Source organism: Porphyrobacter sp. THAI-01a (genome assembly GCF_056868655.1).
In genome coordinates this window covers 3,181,742-3,198,473 of record NZ_CP180579.1, presented here as the reverse complement: position 1 = coordinate 3,198,473, position 16,732 = coordinate 3,181,742, and the positions used below count along the sequence as shown (strand labels likewise).

16 protein-coding genes are annotated in these 16,732 nt (G+C 68.4%); 9 read left to right on the top strand and 7 right to left on the bottom strand.

Annotation, left to right across the window (positions count from 1 at the left end):
* Positions 1–954 carry an ABC transporter ATP-binding protein gene (locus ACMX37_RS15460; protein ID WP_483146780.1) on the bottom strand — a complete coding sequence of 318 codons (954 nt, stop codon included), beginning with the start codon at positions 952–954 and terminating at the stop codon, positions 1–3.
* Between the two features lie 72 nt (positions 955–1,026).
* Between ACMX37_RS15460 and ACMX37_RS15455 the strand changes: the two genes are divergently transcribed.
* The gene (locus ACMX37_RS15455; RefSeq protein WP_483146779.1) at positions 1,027–1,287 is read left to right on the top strand and encodes a zinc-finger domain-containing protein; all 261 of its coding nucleotides are present in this window, start codon (positions 1,027–1,029) and stop codon (positions 1,285–1,287) included.
* A gap of 77 nt (positions 1,288–1,364) precedes the next feature.
* Positions 1,365–1,835 (top strand): hypothetical protein, encoded by a 471-nt coding sequence (locus ACMX37_RS15450; protein ID WP_483146778.1) that lies wholly within the window; start codon positions 1,365–1,367, stop codon positions 1,833–1,835.
* Here the strand turns inward: ACMX37_RS15450 and ACMX37_RS15445 are convergent.
* From ACMX37_RS15445 to ACMX37_RS15435, 3 genes are all read right to left on the bottom strand, one after another.
* Complete coding sequence (locus ACMX37_RS15445; protein ID WP_483146777.1) at positions 1,796–2,302, bottom strand: hypothetical protein; 507 nt, start codon at positions 2,300–2,302, stop codon at positions 1,796–1,798. The two genes, ACMX37_RS15450 and ACMX37_RS15445, sit on opposite strands and share 40 nt — an antisense overlap.
* A gap of 164 nt (positions 2,303–2,466) precedes the next feature.
* Positions 2,467–3,441 carry an NAD(P)H-dependent flavin oxidoreductase gene (locus ACMX37_RS15440; RefSeq protein ID WP_088913020.1) on the bottom strand — a complete coding sequence of 325 codons (975 nt, stop codon included), beginning with the start codon at positions 3,439–3,441 and terminating at the stop codon, positions 2,467–2,469.
* Between the two features lie 245 nt (positions 3,442–3,686).
* Complete coding sequence (locus tag ACMX37_RS15435) at positions 3,687–4,325, bottom strand: YceI family protein (RefSeq protein WP_483148427.1); 639 nt, start codon at positions 4,323–4,325, stop codon at positions 3,687–3,689.
* Between the two features lie 174 nt (positions 4,326–4,499).
* Between ACMX37_RS15435 and ACMX37_RS15430 the strand changes: the two genes are divergently transcribed.
* A complete protein-coding gene (locus tag ACMX37_RS15430; protein WP_483146776.1) occupies positions 4,500–5,501 on the top strand; it encodes a DUF3047 domain-containing protein in 1,002 nt (333 codons plus the stop codon).
* Between the two features lie 74 nt (positions 5,502–5,575).
* On the opposite strand, the gene guaA is transcribed toward ACMX37_RS15430, so the two are convergent.
* Positions 5,576–7,168: a glutamine-hydrolyzing GMP synthase gene (guaA, locus tag ACMX37_RS15425; protein WP_483146775.1), complete on the bottom strand. Its 1,593-nt coding sequence runs from the start codon at positions 7,166–7,168 to the stop codon at positions 5,576–5,578.
* 271 nt (positions 7,169–7,439) lie between these two features.
* Here guaA and ACMX37_RS15420 point away from each other — a divergent pair, with 271 nt between their 5' ends.
* A complete protein-coding gene (locus tag ACMX37_RS15420) occupies positions 7,440–7,757 on the top strand; it encodes a UrcA family protein (RefSeq protein ID WP_483146774.1) in 318 nt (105 codons plus the stop codon).
* A 736-nt stretch (positions 7,758–8,493) separates the two neighbouring features.
* Here the strand turns inward: ACMX37_RS15420 and ACMX37_RS15415 are convergent.
* A complete protein-coding gene (locus ACMX37_RS15415; RefSeq protein WP_483146773.1) occupies positions 8,494–10,044 on the bottom strand; it encodes a class I adenylate-forming enzyme family protein in 1,551 nt (516 codons plus the stop codon).
* A 91-nt stretch (positions 10,045–10,135) separates the two neighbouring features.
* Between ACMX37_RS15415 and ACMX37_RS15410 the strand changes: the two genes are divergently transcribed.
* The 5 genes from ACMX37_RS15410 to ACMX37_RS15390 all read left to right on the top strand — a co-directional run bounded on the left by ACMX37_RS15410 (position 10,136) and on the right by ACMX37_RS15390 (position 16,028).
* A complete protein-coding gene (locus ACMX37_RS15410; RefSeq protein ID WP_483146772.1) occupies positions 10,136–10,897 on the top strand; it encodes a PIG-L family deacetylase in 762 nt (253 codons plus the stop codon).
* Positions 10,898–10,993: 96 nt separating this feature from the next.
* Positions 10,994–13,525, top strand: coding sequence for a DNA topoisomerase (ATP-hydrolyzing) subunit B (gene gyrB, locus ACMX37_RS15405; RefSeq protein ID WP_483146771.1), 2,532 nt, complete (start codon positions 10,994–10,996; stop codon positions 13,523–13,525).
* 15 nt (positions 13,526–13,540) lie between these two features.
* Complete coding sequence (locus ACMX37_RS15400; RefSeq protein WP_483146770.1) at positions 13,541–14,680, top strand: AI-2E family transporter; 1,140 nt, start codon at positions 13,541–13,543, stop codon at positions 14,678–14,680.
* A gap of 4 nt (positions 14,681–14,684) precedes the next feature.
* Entirely contained in the window at positions 14,685–15,470 is a 786-nt protein-coding gene (locus tag ACMX37_RS15395) for a M50 family metallopeptidase (protein ID WP_483146769.1), read from the top strand.
* A 48-nt stretch (positions 15,471–15,518) separates the two neighbouring features.
* Complete coding sequence (locus ACMX37_RS15390) at positions 15,519–16,028, top strand: nuclear transport factor 2 family protein (RefSeq protein WP_483146768.1); 510 nt, start codon at positions 15,519–15,521, stop codon at positions 16,026–16,028.
* Here ACMX37_RS15390 and ACMX37_RS15385 read toward each other — a convergent pair.
* Positions 16,025–16,663, bottom strand: coding sequence for a hypothetical protein (locus tag ACMX37_RS15385; RefSeq protein ID WP_483146767.1), 639 nt, complete (start codon positions 16,661–16,663; stop codon positions 16,025–16,027). The two genes, ACMX37_RS15390 and ACMX37_RS15385, sit on opposite strands and share 4 nt — an antisense overlap.
* Positions 16,664–16,732 lie beyond the last annotated feature (69 nt).

The following is a 16,732-nucleotide window of genomic DNA, read 5'->3' as shown; positions in this document are numbered from 1 at the left end:
TCAGGCGGCGCCCGCGGTCAGCTGGACGAACACGTCCTCCAGATCGGCTTCGCGCGTGGTCACATCCTCGATGGTGAGGCCCTGTGCCTGCAGGATCGCGAGCACCTGCCCGGCGTTGAGGCGGTCCTTGTCATAGGCCACCTCGACCGCCCGCGCACCGTCCCATTCGACCCGGGCGAAGGCCTCGTGCACGGGGGCAGCGGCGAGATCGGCGGCGGCGGTGACCGCGACGATCTTCTCGCGCGCCATCTCGACCAGTTCGCGGGTGGGCTTGTTGGCGATCAGCCTGCCGTGGTTGATGATCGCGATGCGGTCGCACAGCTCCTCGGCTTCCTCGAGATAGTGGGTGGTCAGCACAACCGTCACGCCTTCGCGATTCAATTCGGTGACGAGCTCCCACAGCTGGCGCCTGAGATCGACGTCGACCCCGGCGGTCGGCTCGTCGAGCACCAGGATGGGCGGCGAGTGCACCATCGCCTTGGCCACCAGCAGCCGCCGCTTCATCCCGCCCGACAGGGTGCGGGCATAGGCATCGCGCTTGTCGGCGAGGCGGACGGCGTCGAGCAGCGCCTCGCTGCGGCGCAGGGCGGCGGGGATGCCGTAGAAGCCGGCCTGGTTCTCCAGCACCTCGAAGGGGGTGAAGAAGGGATCGAAGACGATCTCCTGCGGCACGATGCCGATCGAGCGGCTGGCGTTGCGGCGGTGCGCGTCGATATCGAAGCCCCAGATGTCGACGGTGCCGGAGGTCTTGTTGACCAGCCCGGCGAGGATGTTGATCAGCGTCGACTTGCCCGCGCCGTTGGGGCCGAGCAGGCCGAAGATCGCGCCCTGCGGCACGTCGAAGCTGACCCCGTCGAGCGCGAGCTTGCCGTCGCTCACCGTGCCCTTGGCGCCCTTCGCCGGGGCATAGCGCTTGACGAGGTTGTCGATGCGGATGGCGGGTTCGGCTGACATGCGCGAAGCCCTAGGGCGCAGGCGCGGCAAAGGCAATTGCGCGGCGCGGCGCGGGGCTGTATCGGCAGCGCCATGAGCATTCCTCCTCCCGAAGTGCTGGTGGTCGACACGCATCGCGTGGCGTGCGACGGGGCCAGCGGCATCCGCGGCGGCGTAGGCTATCGCCCCGCCGCGCTCGGCCACCCGCGCGTGTTCCTCGAGATCGACGAGCGCGGCTATGTCGACTGCGGCTATTGCGACCGCCGCTTCGTGCTGCGCGGCGGCCCGGCGGACGGCGCGGACCAGGCTGCCCTGCCCGACGTGTCCTCGGGCGCGAGCCCGGCGCACCGGTGATCCGGGGCCGGGCGCTCAGCGCGGGTTAAGGCGCTGTGTGCAACGAGGCGCGCATGACGATTCGAAAGGATCCCGCGATGACCCGTTTTCGCTCCGCCCTCATTGCCGCGCTCCCGCTGGCGCTGGCCGGTGGCTTGCTCGCCGCCCCCGCGAATGCCGATACGGCGCCGGAGACCCCTATCGCCACCGACGTTCCCGTGCCCCCGACCAAGGGCGAACTGCGCCTCGCCAAGCTGCTCGAGGGCCGCGTGGCCGGCGAGCCGCAGGCTTGCATCCGCTCGCTCGGCAACCAGCGCGTGCAGACCATCCCCGGCACCGCCTTCGTCTACGGCGCGGGCGACACGATCTGGGTGCAGCGCACCGCCAATCCCGAACAGATCGACGACACCGACACGCTCGTCACCAACCGCTTCAACGCCTCGCAGCTGTGCCGGTTCGACGTGATGACGACGATCGACCGGTTCAACGGCTTCTTCACCGGCGCGGTGTTCTTCGAGGACTTCGTTCCCTATACCCGCAAGGGGTCTAAGGACGCGGGCGAGGGCTGACCGCCGCATCGGCTGCCTGCCCGGAGGGCGGTGGCGCCCGTCTTGCAGGCGCGCCGTGCCGTCTCGGAAAGATCGCAGATCGGTTCTCCGGTGAGGCCGATATGGCGGCACGCACGGCCCGTGTCGTCGCAGCGGTGCCGCATCACGAGTTCGTCCGGCCTGGCACCCGACAGCACCTGCTCGGCGCGCCGGTAGGCGCTGACCTCGGCGTGCAGCTCGACGAGCGAATCCGCCACCGCCAGCACCGCCCGGCGTGCGGCGAGCGCGTCCTGCTGGCACGGCTTGGCCGGACGCTCGGCCAAGGCCTTGCGCAGCACCGGCGCGGCGTCTGCCGCATCGCCCGGCACCCGCCCGGCTCCGTCGTCGGGCACGGCGAGACCGCCCTGCCACCGGCCCAGCGTCCAGGCGCCCAGCGCCACGCACATCATGATCCCGCCCAGCGCCGCCGGGCCGTCCGAAAGATCCATCGCCACCTCCCCGTCCCGATCCTCCGCACGGCCTCCCGAAGCCGGACGGAGGCACACAGCCTCGCGCGCGGCGCCGATCCCCTCCAGAATCGGTGCCGCACGCGCAGCATGGTGCCGCAGCGCGGCACGGCAGAGAATGCGGGGTGTTACCTAGGGATCAGCCCTTAGGCGCGGGCCATGGCCTGCATCCGGGCGATGATCTCCTCGGCCTGGAGCATGATCCGGTCGATCAGCTCCTTGCAGGTCGGGATGTCGTGGATCAGCCCTGCGACCATGCCGCAGCTCCACGCCCCCTTGTCCATCTCGCCCTCCATCATGATCGAGGGATAGACGCCCGCGACCTCCTCCATGATGTCCTGGAAGGTGACGGCATCGCCGAGTTCCTTTTCCTTCTGGATCAGGCGTTCGACGGCGGCATTGTTGAGCACCCTTTCGGTGTTGCGCAGCGGGCGCATCACGAGACGGGTGTCGAGTTCGCTCGCGGCGAGGATCGCCTGCTTCACGTTCTCGTGCACCGGCGCTTCCTTGGTAGCAATGAAGCGGGTGCCCATGTTCATCCCCTGCGCGCCCATCGCGAGGCTGGCGACAAGGCTGCGCCCGTCGGCCATGCCGCCGCTCGAGACGAAGGGGATTTCCAGTTCATCGGCGGCGCGCGGCAGCAGGATGAAGTTGGGCACGTCGTCCTCGCCCGGATGGCCGCCGCATTCGAACCCGTCGACGCTCACCGCGTCGCAGCCGATCTCCTGCGCCTTCAGCGAATGGCGCACCGAGGTGCACTTGTGGATCACCTTGATCCCGGCGTCCTTCAGCGGCGGGAGCAGCTCGACCGGGTTGCGCCCGGCGGTCTCGACCACCTTCACCCCGCCCTCGATCACCGCCTTCACGAGGCCCGGATAGTCGGGCGGGGTCAGGGTCGGCAGGATGGTGAGATTCACGCCGAAGGGCTTGTCGGTCATGTCCTTGCAGCGCGCGATCTCGTTGGCGAGCTTTTCGGGCGTGCCCTGCGTCAGGCCGGTGATGATGCCGAGGCCCCCGGCGTTCGACACCGCCGCAGCCATCTCGGCGAACCCGACATAGTGCATCCCGCCCTGGATAATCGGGTGCTCGATGCCGAACATTTCGGTGATCGCGGTCTTCATGGCCTGTGTTCTCCCGTGCAAAGCCGTGTTTGCGCGGGAGACAAGCCGAGTTGGGCGCGGCTTTCAAGCCTGCTTTTGAGAGGCCCGCGCCCCGCGCACGCGCGCCGTAGCGTCTGGCGCTCTCGGGAAATCGGCGGGGGATGCCGGGCGGCTGGGACGCGGTGGGATCGGTTCGCGTGCCGCCGCCCGGCCCTGCCGATCTGCCCGTGTCCGCCCCGCAGGGCATTGATTTAGCGCAAGGTCTTTCAGTCCCGCTTGAAGGCGAGCGCGAAGGTGACCGGCACCGCGGGCGTGATCGAGGGCAGCTGCGCCAGCGCACGCAGCTCGCCCAGCTCGTCGGTCAGGCCGAACATGTCGGTCGACAAGATCACCGGCGCGGTCGGCACCACCGTCACGCGGTCGGCGCTGACGCGGGTGACGAGCACCTCGGTTTCAACGTCGGCCGAGGCGCCCTTGATCGTGACGCTGGCGGTCAGCGGGCGGGTGAGCGACTGCCCCACCGCCAGCCCTGCGAAGGCTGCGGGATCGAGCTTGGCCGTTACCGTCGCCTTGGGGTTCTCGGCCACGCCGAAGAAGATCTCGCGCATGCGTTCGTTGCGGATGTCGACCCCGGTGTTGACCGAGGCGAGGTCGATGTCGAGGCTCGCGGTGCCATCGGCCGCGACGCTGCCCGCAAGCGTGTCGAAGCGGTTCGCCTCGGCCACTTCGCCGGCCTTGATGCTGACATAGGCGAGGCGCGAGCCTGCCGGATCGAGCGTCCATGCGCCCTCGGTCACCGGCGCGGTGGCAGCGGCATCGTCGCCGGGCGCGGCGGCGGGCTGGGCGCAGGCGGACAGGCCGGCCGCGAGGGCGGCGGCAAAGGCAAACGGGCGAAGCAGCGGCATCACGATTGACGACCTCTTGTGGTATCCATTCGGGCGGCAGCGATATGCGATTTGGCGGGCGGCGGGAAGGGGCGGACCAACTTATTCGCGCAGCTTCGGGACGTTCCAAAGTACGCTTGCGCGGCGCGCCCGATGCGTCACACTTCGCCGCGCGGGCCAAAGGCGGGGGATGTCATGCGCGAGACCAGGCGATCGATGGTGGCGAGGGCCGGGACCCTTGCGGGGTTCCTGCGCAAGCAGGTCGGCAGCGCCCGGGCGATTGCGCACGGGCTGACGCTGCCCGATCCGGCCGCCCCCGTCCGGCTCGACGGTTCGGAAAGCGGCTGGACCGCCAGCGGTCATGTCCTTGCCGCCGGGGAGCGGTTCCGGGTGGTCGCCACCGGTCACCAGTGGCTGGCAAAGCCGATCGGCCTCGTGATCGAGCCGCACGCGACGGTGTTCATGCGGATCGGCGGTGGGGCGATCCGCAAGCTCGTCGCCGATGATGCGGTCTACGAGGCGTGGGAGGAGGGCGAGCTGGCTTTCCTCACCAAGGCGCTCTCCGAATTCGCCGACGAGCGGGGCAATCTGCTGCCCGGCAAGCGGCGCGCACAGGGACCGGGAATCGCGCTCAGGGTGGAACGCGCGGACGCCCCGCCGGACACCACCGGTCAGCCCGATGGCTGGCACTATCTCTGGCGGCTCGGCGACGGGCGCATCTACACCGGCGGCCCCGATGACATCGCGGTCTCCACCCACGGCGATGTCGGCATCCTCCAGCGCCCGCTCGACCTGCCGCTGACCCGCGAGACCGTGCTCTCGTGGGACTGGCTGATCGAGCGGCTGCCCTCGGACCTCCCCGAGGATCTCGCCTTCACCCACGATTACCTCAGCATAGCGGTGGAGTTCGATAACGGCCGCGACCTCACCTACATGTGGAGCGCAGGGCTCCCCGAGGGCCACGTGTTCCGCTGCCCGCTCGAATGGTGGTGCGAGCGCGAGACGCACTGGGTGCTGCGCAGCGGCGCTGGCGGGCTCGGGCAATGGCATTCGGAACGCCGGATGGTCGCGGCCGACTATGCCGAGGCGCTCGGCGAGCCGCTGCCGCAGCGGATCGTGAGGGTGTGGCTGATCGCCAACAGCATTTTCCAGCGCGGCCACGGCAAGGCGCGGTTCGCCCGGATCGCGGTCGGCTAGGGGAAGGGCTGCGGCACGATGCGGCGCCAAGTGATCCGGCCGCAATGATCCCCCGGATCATTGCGTGTCGCGGATCACTCCCATTCGATCGTCCCGGGCGGCTTGCTGGTGTAGTCGTAGACCACCCGGTTGATGCCCTTGACCTCGTTGACGATGCGGGTCGCCACGCGGGTCAGGAAGCCTGCGTCGTAGGGGTAGACATCCGCCGTCATCCCGTCGGTTGAGGTCACGGCGCGCAGGGCGCAGACGGAATCATAGGTGCGCCCGTCGCCCATCACGCCCACGGTCTTGACCGGCAGCAGCACTGCGAAGGCCTGCCAGATCGCGTCATAGAGGCCCGCATTGCGGATCTCCTCGAGATAGATCGCGTCGGCCTTCCTGAGGATGTCGCAGCGTTCCTTGGTGACCTCGCCCGGGATTCGGATCGCGAGGCCGGGGCCGGGGAAGGGGTGGCGGCCGACGAAGGCCTCGGGCAGGCCCAGTTCGCGGCCCAGATCGCGCACCTCGTCCTTGAACAGCTCGCGCAGCGGCTCGACCAGCGCCATGTTCATGCGCTCCGGCAGGCCGCCGACATTGTGGTGGCTCTTGATCGTCACCGAGGGCCCGCCCGTGAAGGACACCGATTCGATCACGTCGGGATAGAGCGTGCCCTGCGCGAGGAAATCGGCGCCGCCGATCTTCTTGGCCTCGGCCTCGAACACGTCGATGAAGGTCTTGCCGATGAACTTGCGCTTGGCCTCGGGGTCGGTGAGGCCCTTGAGGCCCCCGAGGAACAGCTCCTCGGCCTCCACGTGGACGAGCGGGATGTTGTAGTGGTTCTTGAACAGGCTGACGACCTGCTCGGCCTCGCCCAGCCGCATCAGCCCGTGATCGACGAAGACGCAGGTCAGCTGGTCGCCGATCGCCTCGTGGATCAGCACCGCGGCGACGGCGGAATCGACGCCGCCCGAAAGGCCGCAGATCACCCGCTTGTCGCCCACCTGCTGGCGGATCTCGGCGATCTTGGTCTGGCGGAACTCGGCCATGGTCCAGTCGCCGGCCAGGCCGCAGACGTGGCGCACGAAGTTGGCGATCAGCCGCGCGCCGTCGGGGGTGTGGACCACCTCGGGGTGGAACTGGGTGCCGTAGAACCTGCGCGCCTCGTCGGCGATCACCGCGAAGGGCGCGCCGTCGGAGGTGGCGACGATCTCGAAGCCCTGGGCGAACTGCGTCACCTTGTCGCCGTGGCTCATCCACACCTGGTGCCGCTCGCCGACCTCCCAGAGGCCGTTGAACAGGGTGCATTCGGCGGTGACGGTGAGGAAGGCGCGGCCGAACTCGCCGCCCTCTCCGGTCTCGTGCCCGGGGCGGACCTCGCCGCCCAATTGGTGCGTCATCACCTGCTGGCCGTAGCAGATGCCGAGGATCGGCACCCCGGCCTCGAACAGCATCTGCGGCGCGCGCGGGGAGCCTTCCTCGGGCACGCTGGCGGGCGAGCCGGAGAGGATGATGCCCCTGGGCTTCAGGCGCGCGAAGGCGGCCTCGGCCTGAGTGAAGGGCGCGATCTCGGAATAGACCCCCGCCTCGCGCACGCGGCGCGCGATCAGCTGGGTCACCTGCGACCCGAAGTCGACGATCAGGATGGAATCGGGGACAGCGGACTCGCCGCTCGATCGGTGCGCGCTCATGGCGGCGGATTAAGGAGCGCGCCCCCGCCTGTCCAGCATCGCCGCATCGCCAGCAGGTGATTTTGCGGTGCAGCGCGAATTCGCCGAAGCGATTTCAACAGGTTCCCGCGATTCCGCTCGGAAAAGGTTGCAATCTTTGGAACCATCCTGCCGCATTTCGCATTTGCACAAGTCTCTTGTGCGCTGCACCAGAGTTTCAAACAGCAACCGAATGTCGGCCAACGGCATCGCTTCTCCCGAAACCCTCTCTCAACCTTTCGGAGTATTCCCCATGCGTTTCACTCTCCCCCTGATCGCTCTTGCCCTCGCCGCCCCCGCGCTGGCCGCGCCCGCCGAGGAAGTCGTGACTGTCCGCATCGCCTATGGCGATGTCGACGTGACCACCACCGAAGGTCGTGCCGCGCTCGAGACCCGCATCGCCGCCAAGCTACGCAAGGCCTGCACCGTCGAGGCCGCCTCGCGCTACAGCTATGGCCGCCCCGCGGTTGACGACAAGTGCGTCGCCGAGGCCCGCACTGCCGCGCTCGCCGAAGTCGACCGCGTCGTCGCCATGCAGGCCCGCAGCGGTCGCACCGTCGCCGCCAACTGAGCGCAAGCATCTGAAATTGCAGCGGCCGCTGGAGCGATCCGGCGGCCGCTTTGCGTCGGATGCATGATTACCTGTTGCATTCGGCGCAACCCGGATTGGTGTTTTCGCATTTGAATTGTGCGCCTGCGAACACCACTTGCCGCCCAGGCGATGCAGTGCGGGGCCTCCTCTCCAACCCCGCCGTCAGTCCGCAAGGATGCATTGCCCGGTAATCGAGGCCGAATCCGGCCCTATTGCCCGCCTGCCGGACGGCAGGACCGCCTGGCTCTCCCCCCCCCTCGCCAGGCCGTCATGATCCGTCATCGCCCGGCGCTCGCGCCAGGCCTGCAGCGAAAGAGACGCGGCCGCCAACCTCCCCCCCCTGAACAGGCGGCCGCGTCTCGAGCCGCAGCCCGCTGCGACGCCTCCGGATATCGCCTTTTTCGATTGCGCTGATGAATTATTTTCAATCTCGACAGAGATTGAAAGTTGCGCGCAGATGAATATATGCTGCTCTGGCCCGGGTGATCCCCTCTCTCCCCCCTAAGGGTCGCCCGGGCTCCCAACCACAACAAAACAGGGAACCAGAACCATGCGCATGATCAGCGAAAAGGCCGTCGCCTTCCTGCTCGCCGTTGTCGTCAGCGGCACCGCGTTCAACACCTTCATCGTGTAACGATCGCCCGAGCGGAGCGACAGCATCCGGCGGCCCGGTTCCTCGCCAGAGGAGCCGGGCCGTGCCGTATCCGGGGACCTGTCAGTCGATCCCGCCGAGCCGCTCCGCCTCGGCGCGCAGATCGGTCTTGAGCAGCTTGCCAATGTGGCTGCGCGGCATTTCGGCAATCGGATGAAGCGCAGCGAGACGCTGGGTCTTGCCGAGCCGGGCGTTGACCGCCGCGAGGATGGCCGCGGTGTCCCCGCCCTCGCGCAGCACCACGAAGCCCACCGGCGTCTCGCCCCAGGCGCGCGAGGGCACGCCGACCACCGCGGCCTCGACCACCCCCGGTTCCTTCGCCAGTTCGGCCTCGAGGTCCGAGGGGTAGATGTTGAACCCGCCGGAGATGATCATGTCCTTGGCGCGGCCGACCAGCTCGACGAAGCCTTCCGCATCGACGCGCCCGATATCGCCCATCCGCATCCACACCTCGCCCGTGGCGGGGTCGGTCCACTGGGCCTCGGCGGTCTTGTCGGGCCGGTTCTTGTAGCCGCTCATCATGGTGAGGCTGCGGCCGACGAGATTGCCGGGGGTGCCGGGCGGCACCTCGCGGTCCTCGTCGTCGAGCACCTTCAGCTCGCTCCCCGGTGCGGGGCGGCCGACGGTGTGGAGCTTGTCGGGGAATTCGTGGCACGCCAGCAGGCACACGACGCCGCCTTCGGTCATCGAATAGATCTCGATCAGCCCGCCGGGCATCCGCCGCAGCACCTCGCGCTTGAGGTCGGCCGAGAAGGGGGCCGAGGTGCAGTATTTGAGCTTGAGGCTGGAGAGATCGAAGTCGCCAAACCCGGCGAAATCCATCAGCCGCTGGTATTGCACTGGAACGAGCATGGTGATGGTGGTGCGATCGGCCTCGGCGTGCGCCAGCCACTTGCCGCAATCGAACTTGCCCATCACCCGCGCGCAGCCCCCCGCCAGCAGAACGGGGAGGAAGGCGACCATCGTGGTGTTCGAATAGAGCGGGGTCGAGGCGAGCGAGCGCACCTCCAGCCCCGCGCCGAGGTAACTCAGCGCCGTCGCCGCGAACTGCCGCCAGCGCATCTGGTGGGAATGGACGATGCCCTTTGGGATGCCGGTCGTGCCGCTGGAATAGATGATGTTGAACGGGTCTTTCGGCTCCGGGGTGAAGGCGGGCGCACGGCTCCCCGGAGGCGCCATCCACTGGTCGATGCTCTCCAGCGGCACGCGGATCAGGTGGGCCATGAAGTCCGGCCCCAGCTCCGCCGCCTTGGCCGCATCGATGAACAGGTGGATCGCGCCCGAATCCTTCGCCATGCCTTCGAGCTGCTCGGGCGAGGCGCTGGTGGTCAGCGGCGCGGCGACGCCGCCGGCGCGCACCGCGGCAAGGAACGCCAGCGCATATTCCACGGTGGAGGTGCCGAGGATCGCCACCGATTGCCCGCGCCGGAGCCCCGTCTCCACCAGCCGCGCCGCCAGCCGCTCGACGAGGCCGACCAGCTCGGCCCAGTAGACGTCGCGCCTGTCGTCCCTCAGGGCCAGATCGTCGCCCTTGATGCGCGACCATTCCATCAGGATCTCGGGGAAGCTGCCAAAGGGCTCGGCCAGGCGGGCCATGATCGCGTCGTTGCTCATGGCGGCCATGCATAATCGGCACGGGAGCGCGTGCAAGCCATTGCACGGCGGCTGGCAGAAGTGGCAGGACGGCGGCAAAGGAGGGGGATTGATGAACCGGACCATCGCCGCGATCGCGCTCGCCATCACCGCTATGCCGCTTGGTGCACAGGATGCGGCAGAGATCGGGGAAGAGAGCCTCGAGCCACCGCTGGTGGTGGCCGTGCTCGCCCACCCCGACGACGAGCTGTTCATGGCCCCCGCGCTCGCGGCATTGGCGCGCGAGGGGCTTTTCGTGCGGATCGTCCATGCGACGCCGGGCGATGCGGGGCCGGGGGTCTCGAACCTGCCCAAGGGCGCGGCCCTTGCCGAGACGCGCCGCGCCGAGGCGGACTGCGCGGGCAAGGCGCTGGGCGTGTCGGAGGTGGTGAACCTCGGCCTTCCCGACGGCAGGCTCGCCGATCACGTGCGCGACGGCGCGCTGGCGAAGGCGCTGCACGATCATCTCGCCTGGGCCGACATGGTCCTGACCTGGGGCCCGGACGGCGGCTATGGCCACGCCGATCACCGCCTCGTCAGCGCGATCGCCACCCAGATCGTGCAGGCCCAGCCCGAGCCCGACCGCGCGGCCCTGTTCTATGTCGCCATTCCCGCAGGGCAGCTCCCGCCGGTTGCCGAGATGCAGGACTGGGCCATGACCGACCCGAAGCTGCTGGCGGAGGGCATCGCCTACACCCCCGCCGATCTCGCCGCCGCAAAGGCCGCCGCGCTGTGCCACGTGACCCAGTTCCCGGAGGCCTCGCGCGAGGGGATGATGGGCCTGTTCGATGCGACCATGTGGCGCGGGCGCGTGCATTTCCGCAAGGCCTTCTGAGCCGCCCGCCAGTCGCCTCCGCACACTCGTGGAAAAGCGCCCCTTGCGGCCCTCCCGCAGTTGGGTTTCCGCGCCTTAGCCCCTATATGATGGGCCATGGACGACACCACCAACCAGACCCCCGCAAAGCAGCCCAACGCCAACGAATACGGCGCCGATTCCATCAAGGTTCTGAAGGGCCTCGATGCCGTGCGCAAGCGGCCGGGGATGTATATCGGCGACACTGACGACGGGTCGGGCCTGCATCACATGGTCTTTGAAGTTTCGGACAATGCCATTGACGAGGCGTTGGCAGGTCATTGCGACCTCGTTCTGATCGAATTGAACCCCGATGGCTCGGTTTCGGTGGAGGACAACGGGCGCGGCATTCCCACCGGCATGCACCCCGAAGAGGGCGTTTCGGCGGCCGAGGTCATCATGACCCAGCTCCACGCGGGCGGGAAGTTCGAGAACACCTCGGACGACAACGCCTACAAGGTCTCCGGCGGTCTCCACGGCGTGGGCGTCTCGGTGGTGAACGCGCTGTCCGAGTGGCTGGAGCTCACCATCTGGCGCGAGGGCAAGGAGCACTGGATGCGCTTCGAGCACGGCGATGCCGTCGCCCCGCTCGAAGTGAAGGGCGACGCGCCGGCCGGCAAGAAGGGCACCCGTGTCACTTTCAAGGCGAGCCACGACACCTTCAAGAACGTCACGGAGTTCGATTTCGAGAAGCTCGAGCACCGCTACCGCGAACTGGCCTTCCTCAACTCCGGCGTGCGCATCAAGCTGCGCGACCTGCGTCACGAAGAGAAGCTCGAGCACGATCTCTACTACGAGGGGGGGATCGCGGCCTTCGTGAAGTATCTCGACCGCAACAAGCAGCCGCTCATCCCCGCGCCGATTGCGGTCAGCGCGGAGAAGGACGGCATCGGCATCGACGTTGCGCTGGAGTGGAACGATTCCTACTACGAGAACGTCCTCGCCTTCACCAACAACATCCCGCAGCGCGACGGGGGCACGCACCTGTCGGCTTTCCGCGCGGCGCTCACCCGCACGCTCAACAACTATGCCGAGCGGTCGGGGATGCTGAAGAAGGAGAAGGTCAGCCTCTCGGGCGAGGACATGCGCGAGGGCCTCACCGCGATCGTTTCGGTGAAGCTGCCCGATCCGAAGTTCTCCAGCCAGACCAAGGACAAGCTGGTCAGCTCCGAGGTCCGCTCGCCGCTCGAAACCCTGATGGGCGAGAAGATGACCGAGTGGCTGGAGGAGAACCCCAATGATGCCCGCGCGATCATCCAGAAGGTGATTGACGCCGCCGCCGCGCGCGAGGCTGCCCGCCGGGCGCGCGAGATGAGCCGCAAGGGCGCGATGAGCGTCGCCAGCCTGCCCGGCAAGCTCGCCGACTGCCAGGAGCGCGATCCCGCCAAGTCCGAACTGTTCCTCGTCGAGGGCGATTCCGCAGGCGGCTCGGCGAAGCAGGGGCGTGACCGCAAGACCCAGGCGATCCTGCCGCTCAAGGGCAAGATCCTCAACGTCGAGCGCGCGCGCTTCGACCGGATCATCTCCTCCAAGGAAGTCGGCACCCTCATCCAGGCGATGGGCACCGGCATCCGCGACGAGTTCAATCTCGAAAAGCTGCGCTACCACAAGATCGTCATCATGACCGACGCCGACGTGGACGGCGCGCATATCCGCACGCTGCTGCTCACCTTCTTCCACCGCCAGATGCCCGAGATCATCAAGGCCGGGCACCTGTTCATCGCCCAGCCGCCGCTGTTCAAGGTCGCGAAGGGGCGCAGCGAGGTCTACCTCAAGGACCAGGCGGCGCTCGACCGCTATCTGGTCGATGCAGGGCTTCAGGGGCGCGTGCTGGAGACGCAGGGCGGGACCCGCGGGGCCGAGGATCTGCGCGCGCTGGTCGACGGGGCGCTGCGGCTCAAGAACCTCCTCGCCTTCGTCCCGCGCCGCTACGACAGCGGGATCGTCGAGCAGATGGCGCTGGTGGGCGCGCTGGAGCCGGGCCTTTCCGGCGAGGCGCTTGCCGCTGCGCTGAACCGCGCCGCCGGACGGCTGGGCGCGGGCGACCGCGAGGCGCGCTGGTCGGCATCGCAGCGTGAAGACGGCACCGTGGTGTTCGAGCGCCTGTGGCGCGGCGTCACCGACGTGCACGAGATCGACGCGCGCTTCCTCGCCAGCACCGAGGCGCACAAGCTCCACGGCCTCGCCGCAGCCCAGGCCGAGGCCTATGCCGCCCCCGTCAAGCTGGTGCGCGCCGGGGCCGAGGCCGAGGAGCCCGAGGCCGAGATCCCCGCCCCCAGCGATCCGCTGGCAGGCGAGGCCGAGGAAGCGCCCGCCGCGCCGATCATATCGGACGCCACCATCAGCCGCCCCAGCCAGCTGCTCGAGGCGATCTTCGCCGCCGGGCGCAAGGGTCTCTCGATCCAGCGTTACAAGGGCCTCGGCGAAATGAACGCGGAACAATTGTGGGAGACCACCCTCGATCCGGAGAACCGCGCGCTGCTGCAGGTGAAGGTCGAGGATGCCGACGTGACCGACGAGATCTTCACCCGTCTGATGGGCGACATCGTCGAGCCGCGCCGCGAGTTCATCCAGGACAATGCCTTGAACGTAGCCAACCTCGACGTCTAGCCACCGAAGGACTGCATGGCCGCCCACCCCCACCGCACCGAGGACCTGCAACAGGCAAGCTTCCTGATCATCCTCACGGTGGTCAGCCTGCTGATGGCGGTGATCGTCTATCCCTTCGCCCAGCCGCTGCTGTGGGCGGCGCTGGCGGCGATCATGTTCCAGCCGCTCTACCGCACTATCCTGCGGCGGCTGCGCGGGCGGCGCAATCCGGCCGCGGGCCTTTCGCTGCTGGTTATCTTCATCCTCGTGCTGGTCCCCTTCGGCTGGATCGCGACGATGGTGGTCGAGCAGGCGATCATGCTGGTGGCGACGCTGCAAAAGCAGCCGCTCGATCTCGCCGCGTGGTTCGACACCTTCTACACCGCGCTCCCCGAAATCGCGCGCGATGCGGTCGACCGCAGCGGGTGGGCGGACATCACCATGATCCAGACTTGCCTTCAGGAATTCCTCACCCAGAGCGCCGGGATGATCGCCACCCAGGCAGTGACGATCGGCAGCGAGGCTCTGGGCTTCATCCTGTCCTTCGGCGTCGCGCTCTACGTGATGTTCTTCCTCCTGCGCGACGGCGAGCGGATCGGCCGCACGGTGCTCTGCGCCGTCCCGGTCGAGCGCAGCATTGCCGACCGTCTGGCCGAGCGTTTCCTCGGCATCGTGCGTGCGACGATCAAGGGCACGGGCGTGGTGGCGCTGGTGCAGGGCACGCTCGGCTGGATCACGCTGATGATCGCGGGCGTGCCTTCCGCGCTGCTGTTCGGGGTGGTGATGGCGATCTTCGCGCTGGTGCCGGTGATCGGATCGGGCGCGGTGTGGGTGCCGGCGGGGATCTGGCTGCTGATCTCGGGCGCGACGTGGCAGGGTCTGTTCGTGCTGCTGACCGGCTTCTTCATCATCTCCTCGGCGGACAATGTCCTGCGCCCAATCCTCGTCGGGCGCGACACCGGCATTCCCGACTGGATCATCCTCATCACCACTCTGGGCGGCATCAGCCTCGTCGGCTTTTCGGGCATCGTGCTGGGGCCGCTGGTGGCGGGGCTGTTCCTCGCCAGCTGGTCGATCCTGCGCGAACAGCGCGAGGAGGACGAGGAGGCGTCGCGCCAGGACGATATACGGGTCGACGCCTCGGGACACACCCCCGATGCCGTGACCGTGGGCTGAGCCGATGCAGCCGCTGGTGACCCCGGGCTCGCAGGGCGAGGCGATCGGGCGGCTGGTGGTCGCCGGGCTGGTGGTGACGATGCTCCCCGCCCTGCCTTTCGGCGCCTACCTGATCTATCCCTTCGCGATCCTGACGACGTGGTTCCACGAGATGGGCCACGGCCTGACCGCGCTGGCGCTCGGCCAGCACTTCGAGCAGCTGCTGATCTTCGCCAACGGCTCGGGCGTGGCCGAGAGCCGGGTCGACGGCGATGCCTCGCGCTTCGTCCATGCCGCGATCGCCGCGGGTGGCCCGCTGGCGCCGAGCGCAGCGGGCGCGGGCCTGATCGTCGCCAGCGCCCACCCGCTCGCATGGCGGCCGGTGCTGTGGCTGGTGGCGGCGGCGATCCTTGCCAGCACCGGCATCTGGGTGCGCTCGGCGACGGGCTGGTGGACCCTGCCGCTGGTGGCGGGGATCATCGGCCTCGTCGCCTGGCGCGGCTCGCCCGCATGGACCCGTTTCAGCCTCCAGTTCCTCGGCGTGCTCGGGGCGATGAGCGCCCTGCGCGACTGGGGCTACCTGTTCACCGAACAGGTCGAGATCGGCGGGCAGGCGATGCTGTCCGACACCGGCTCTATCGCCGCGGTGCTGGGCCTGCCGCACTGGTTCTGGGCGGGGGTGATCCTCGTCGTCTCGGGCACGATGACCGGCGCGGCGCTCAAGTATGCGCTGGCCGAAAAGCGCCTGCGACCGCCGCCGCGCAAGCTCCCCGCCAACGTGTTGCAGTTCAAGCGCGATCCGCGCCGCTGACGCTTTCGGCAGTCCCCCGCCGCGCCGCCGCGGGGTAATCTGCGGTGCATGAACACGACCGAAATCGCCGACCGGCTGGCGATCGCCGAGACCCTCGCGCTCTATTGCCGCGGGATCGACCGCTGCGACCCCGAACAGCTCGCCGCCGCCTTCACCCCCGATGCGATGATCGACTACGGGGACGGGGCAAGGCCGGTCACGGAGGTGATCCCGGGCCTGATGGCCGGTCTCGGCGCGATGCGGCTGACCCAGCACAACATCGGCAATACCGTGATGCGGGTGGATGGCGACACCGCCCGCGCGGAGACCAACTGCGTCGCGCTCCACATCATTCCTGTGCCCGAGGGCGAGGTTGAACTCGTCGTCGGCGGCCGCTATCTCGACCGGCTCGCAAAGCGCGAGGGCCGCTGGCGCATCGCCGAGCGGCTCTATGTCATGGACTGGAACAGCTCCCGCCCCGCGACCATGCAGCTGGAAGGCGGGCTGTTCGATGGCCTCCGCCGGCGCGGCGGCCGGGGCGGGGATGATCCGGCCAGCGCGTGGTGGGGCGAAGGCTAGGACGCCACCTTGAGCGTGTTCACCCCCGAGGCATGCGCGCCCGCCTCGCCCGACAGGCCGATGAACATCGTGTCGACGATCCGCGCCAGCTTCTGCTCGGTCAGCCTGTCGCCGAGGTAGATCAGCGCATCGGGCAGCGTGTAGTTGCTGATCATCTGGTTGATCAGCGACAGCGCCTCGTCGATCTCGAGCCCGGCAAAGAAGCCCTCTGCCTGGGCCTCGGCGATCAGTTCGCACAGGTAGTGGTCGGCAAGGTCGACATAGGAGCGCACCCGCTCGAAATTGGCGGCGCCCATCTCGCACAGGATCGTGAAGAAGTGCGGGTCGGCGCGGAAGCGTTCCTGCGAGATCACGAAGCGGCGACGGAAGAACTCGAACATCTTGCGCTGCGGCGGAAGGTTGCTCGACAGCACTTCCTCCATCACGGTCATGTGTGGGGCGAGCCAGTGCTGCGCCACGGCATCGAAGAGGTCGTCGTAATCGGCGAAGAGCGCCTCGAAGCGCGCCCGGGTGAGGCCGCTTTCGGCCATCGCGACGGTCCACGGAACCTCCGCGCCCCGCTCCTTCACGAGGTCGAGAACATGGCGCGCGATGCGCTCGCGCTCGGCTTCACGGGCGGTGTCGGTCAGTGGCATCTCGCTCGCGCCTCCTCGCGCGAGCGCCAACATAGGCCAACCGCGGACGGGATTGAAGGGCCGCTCGTC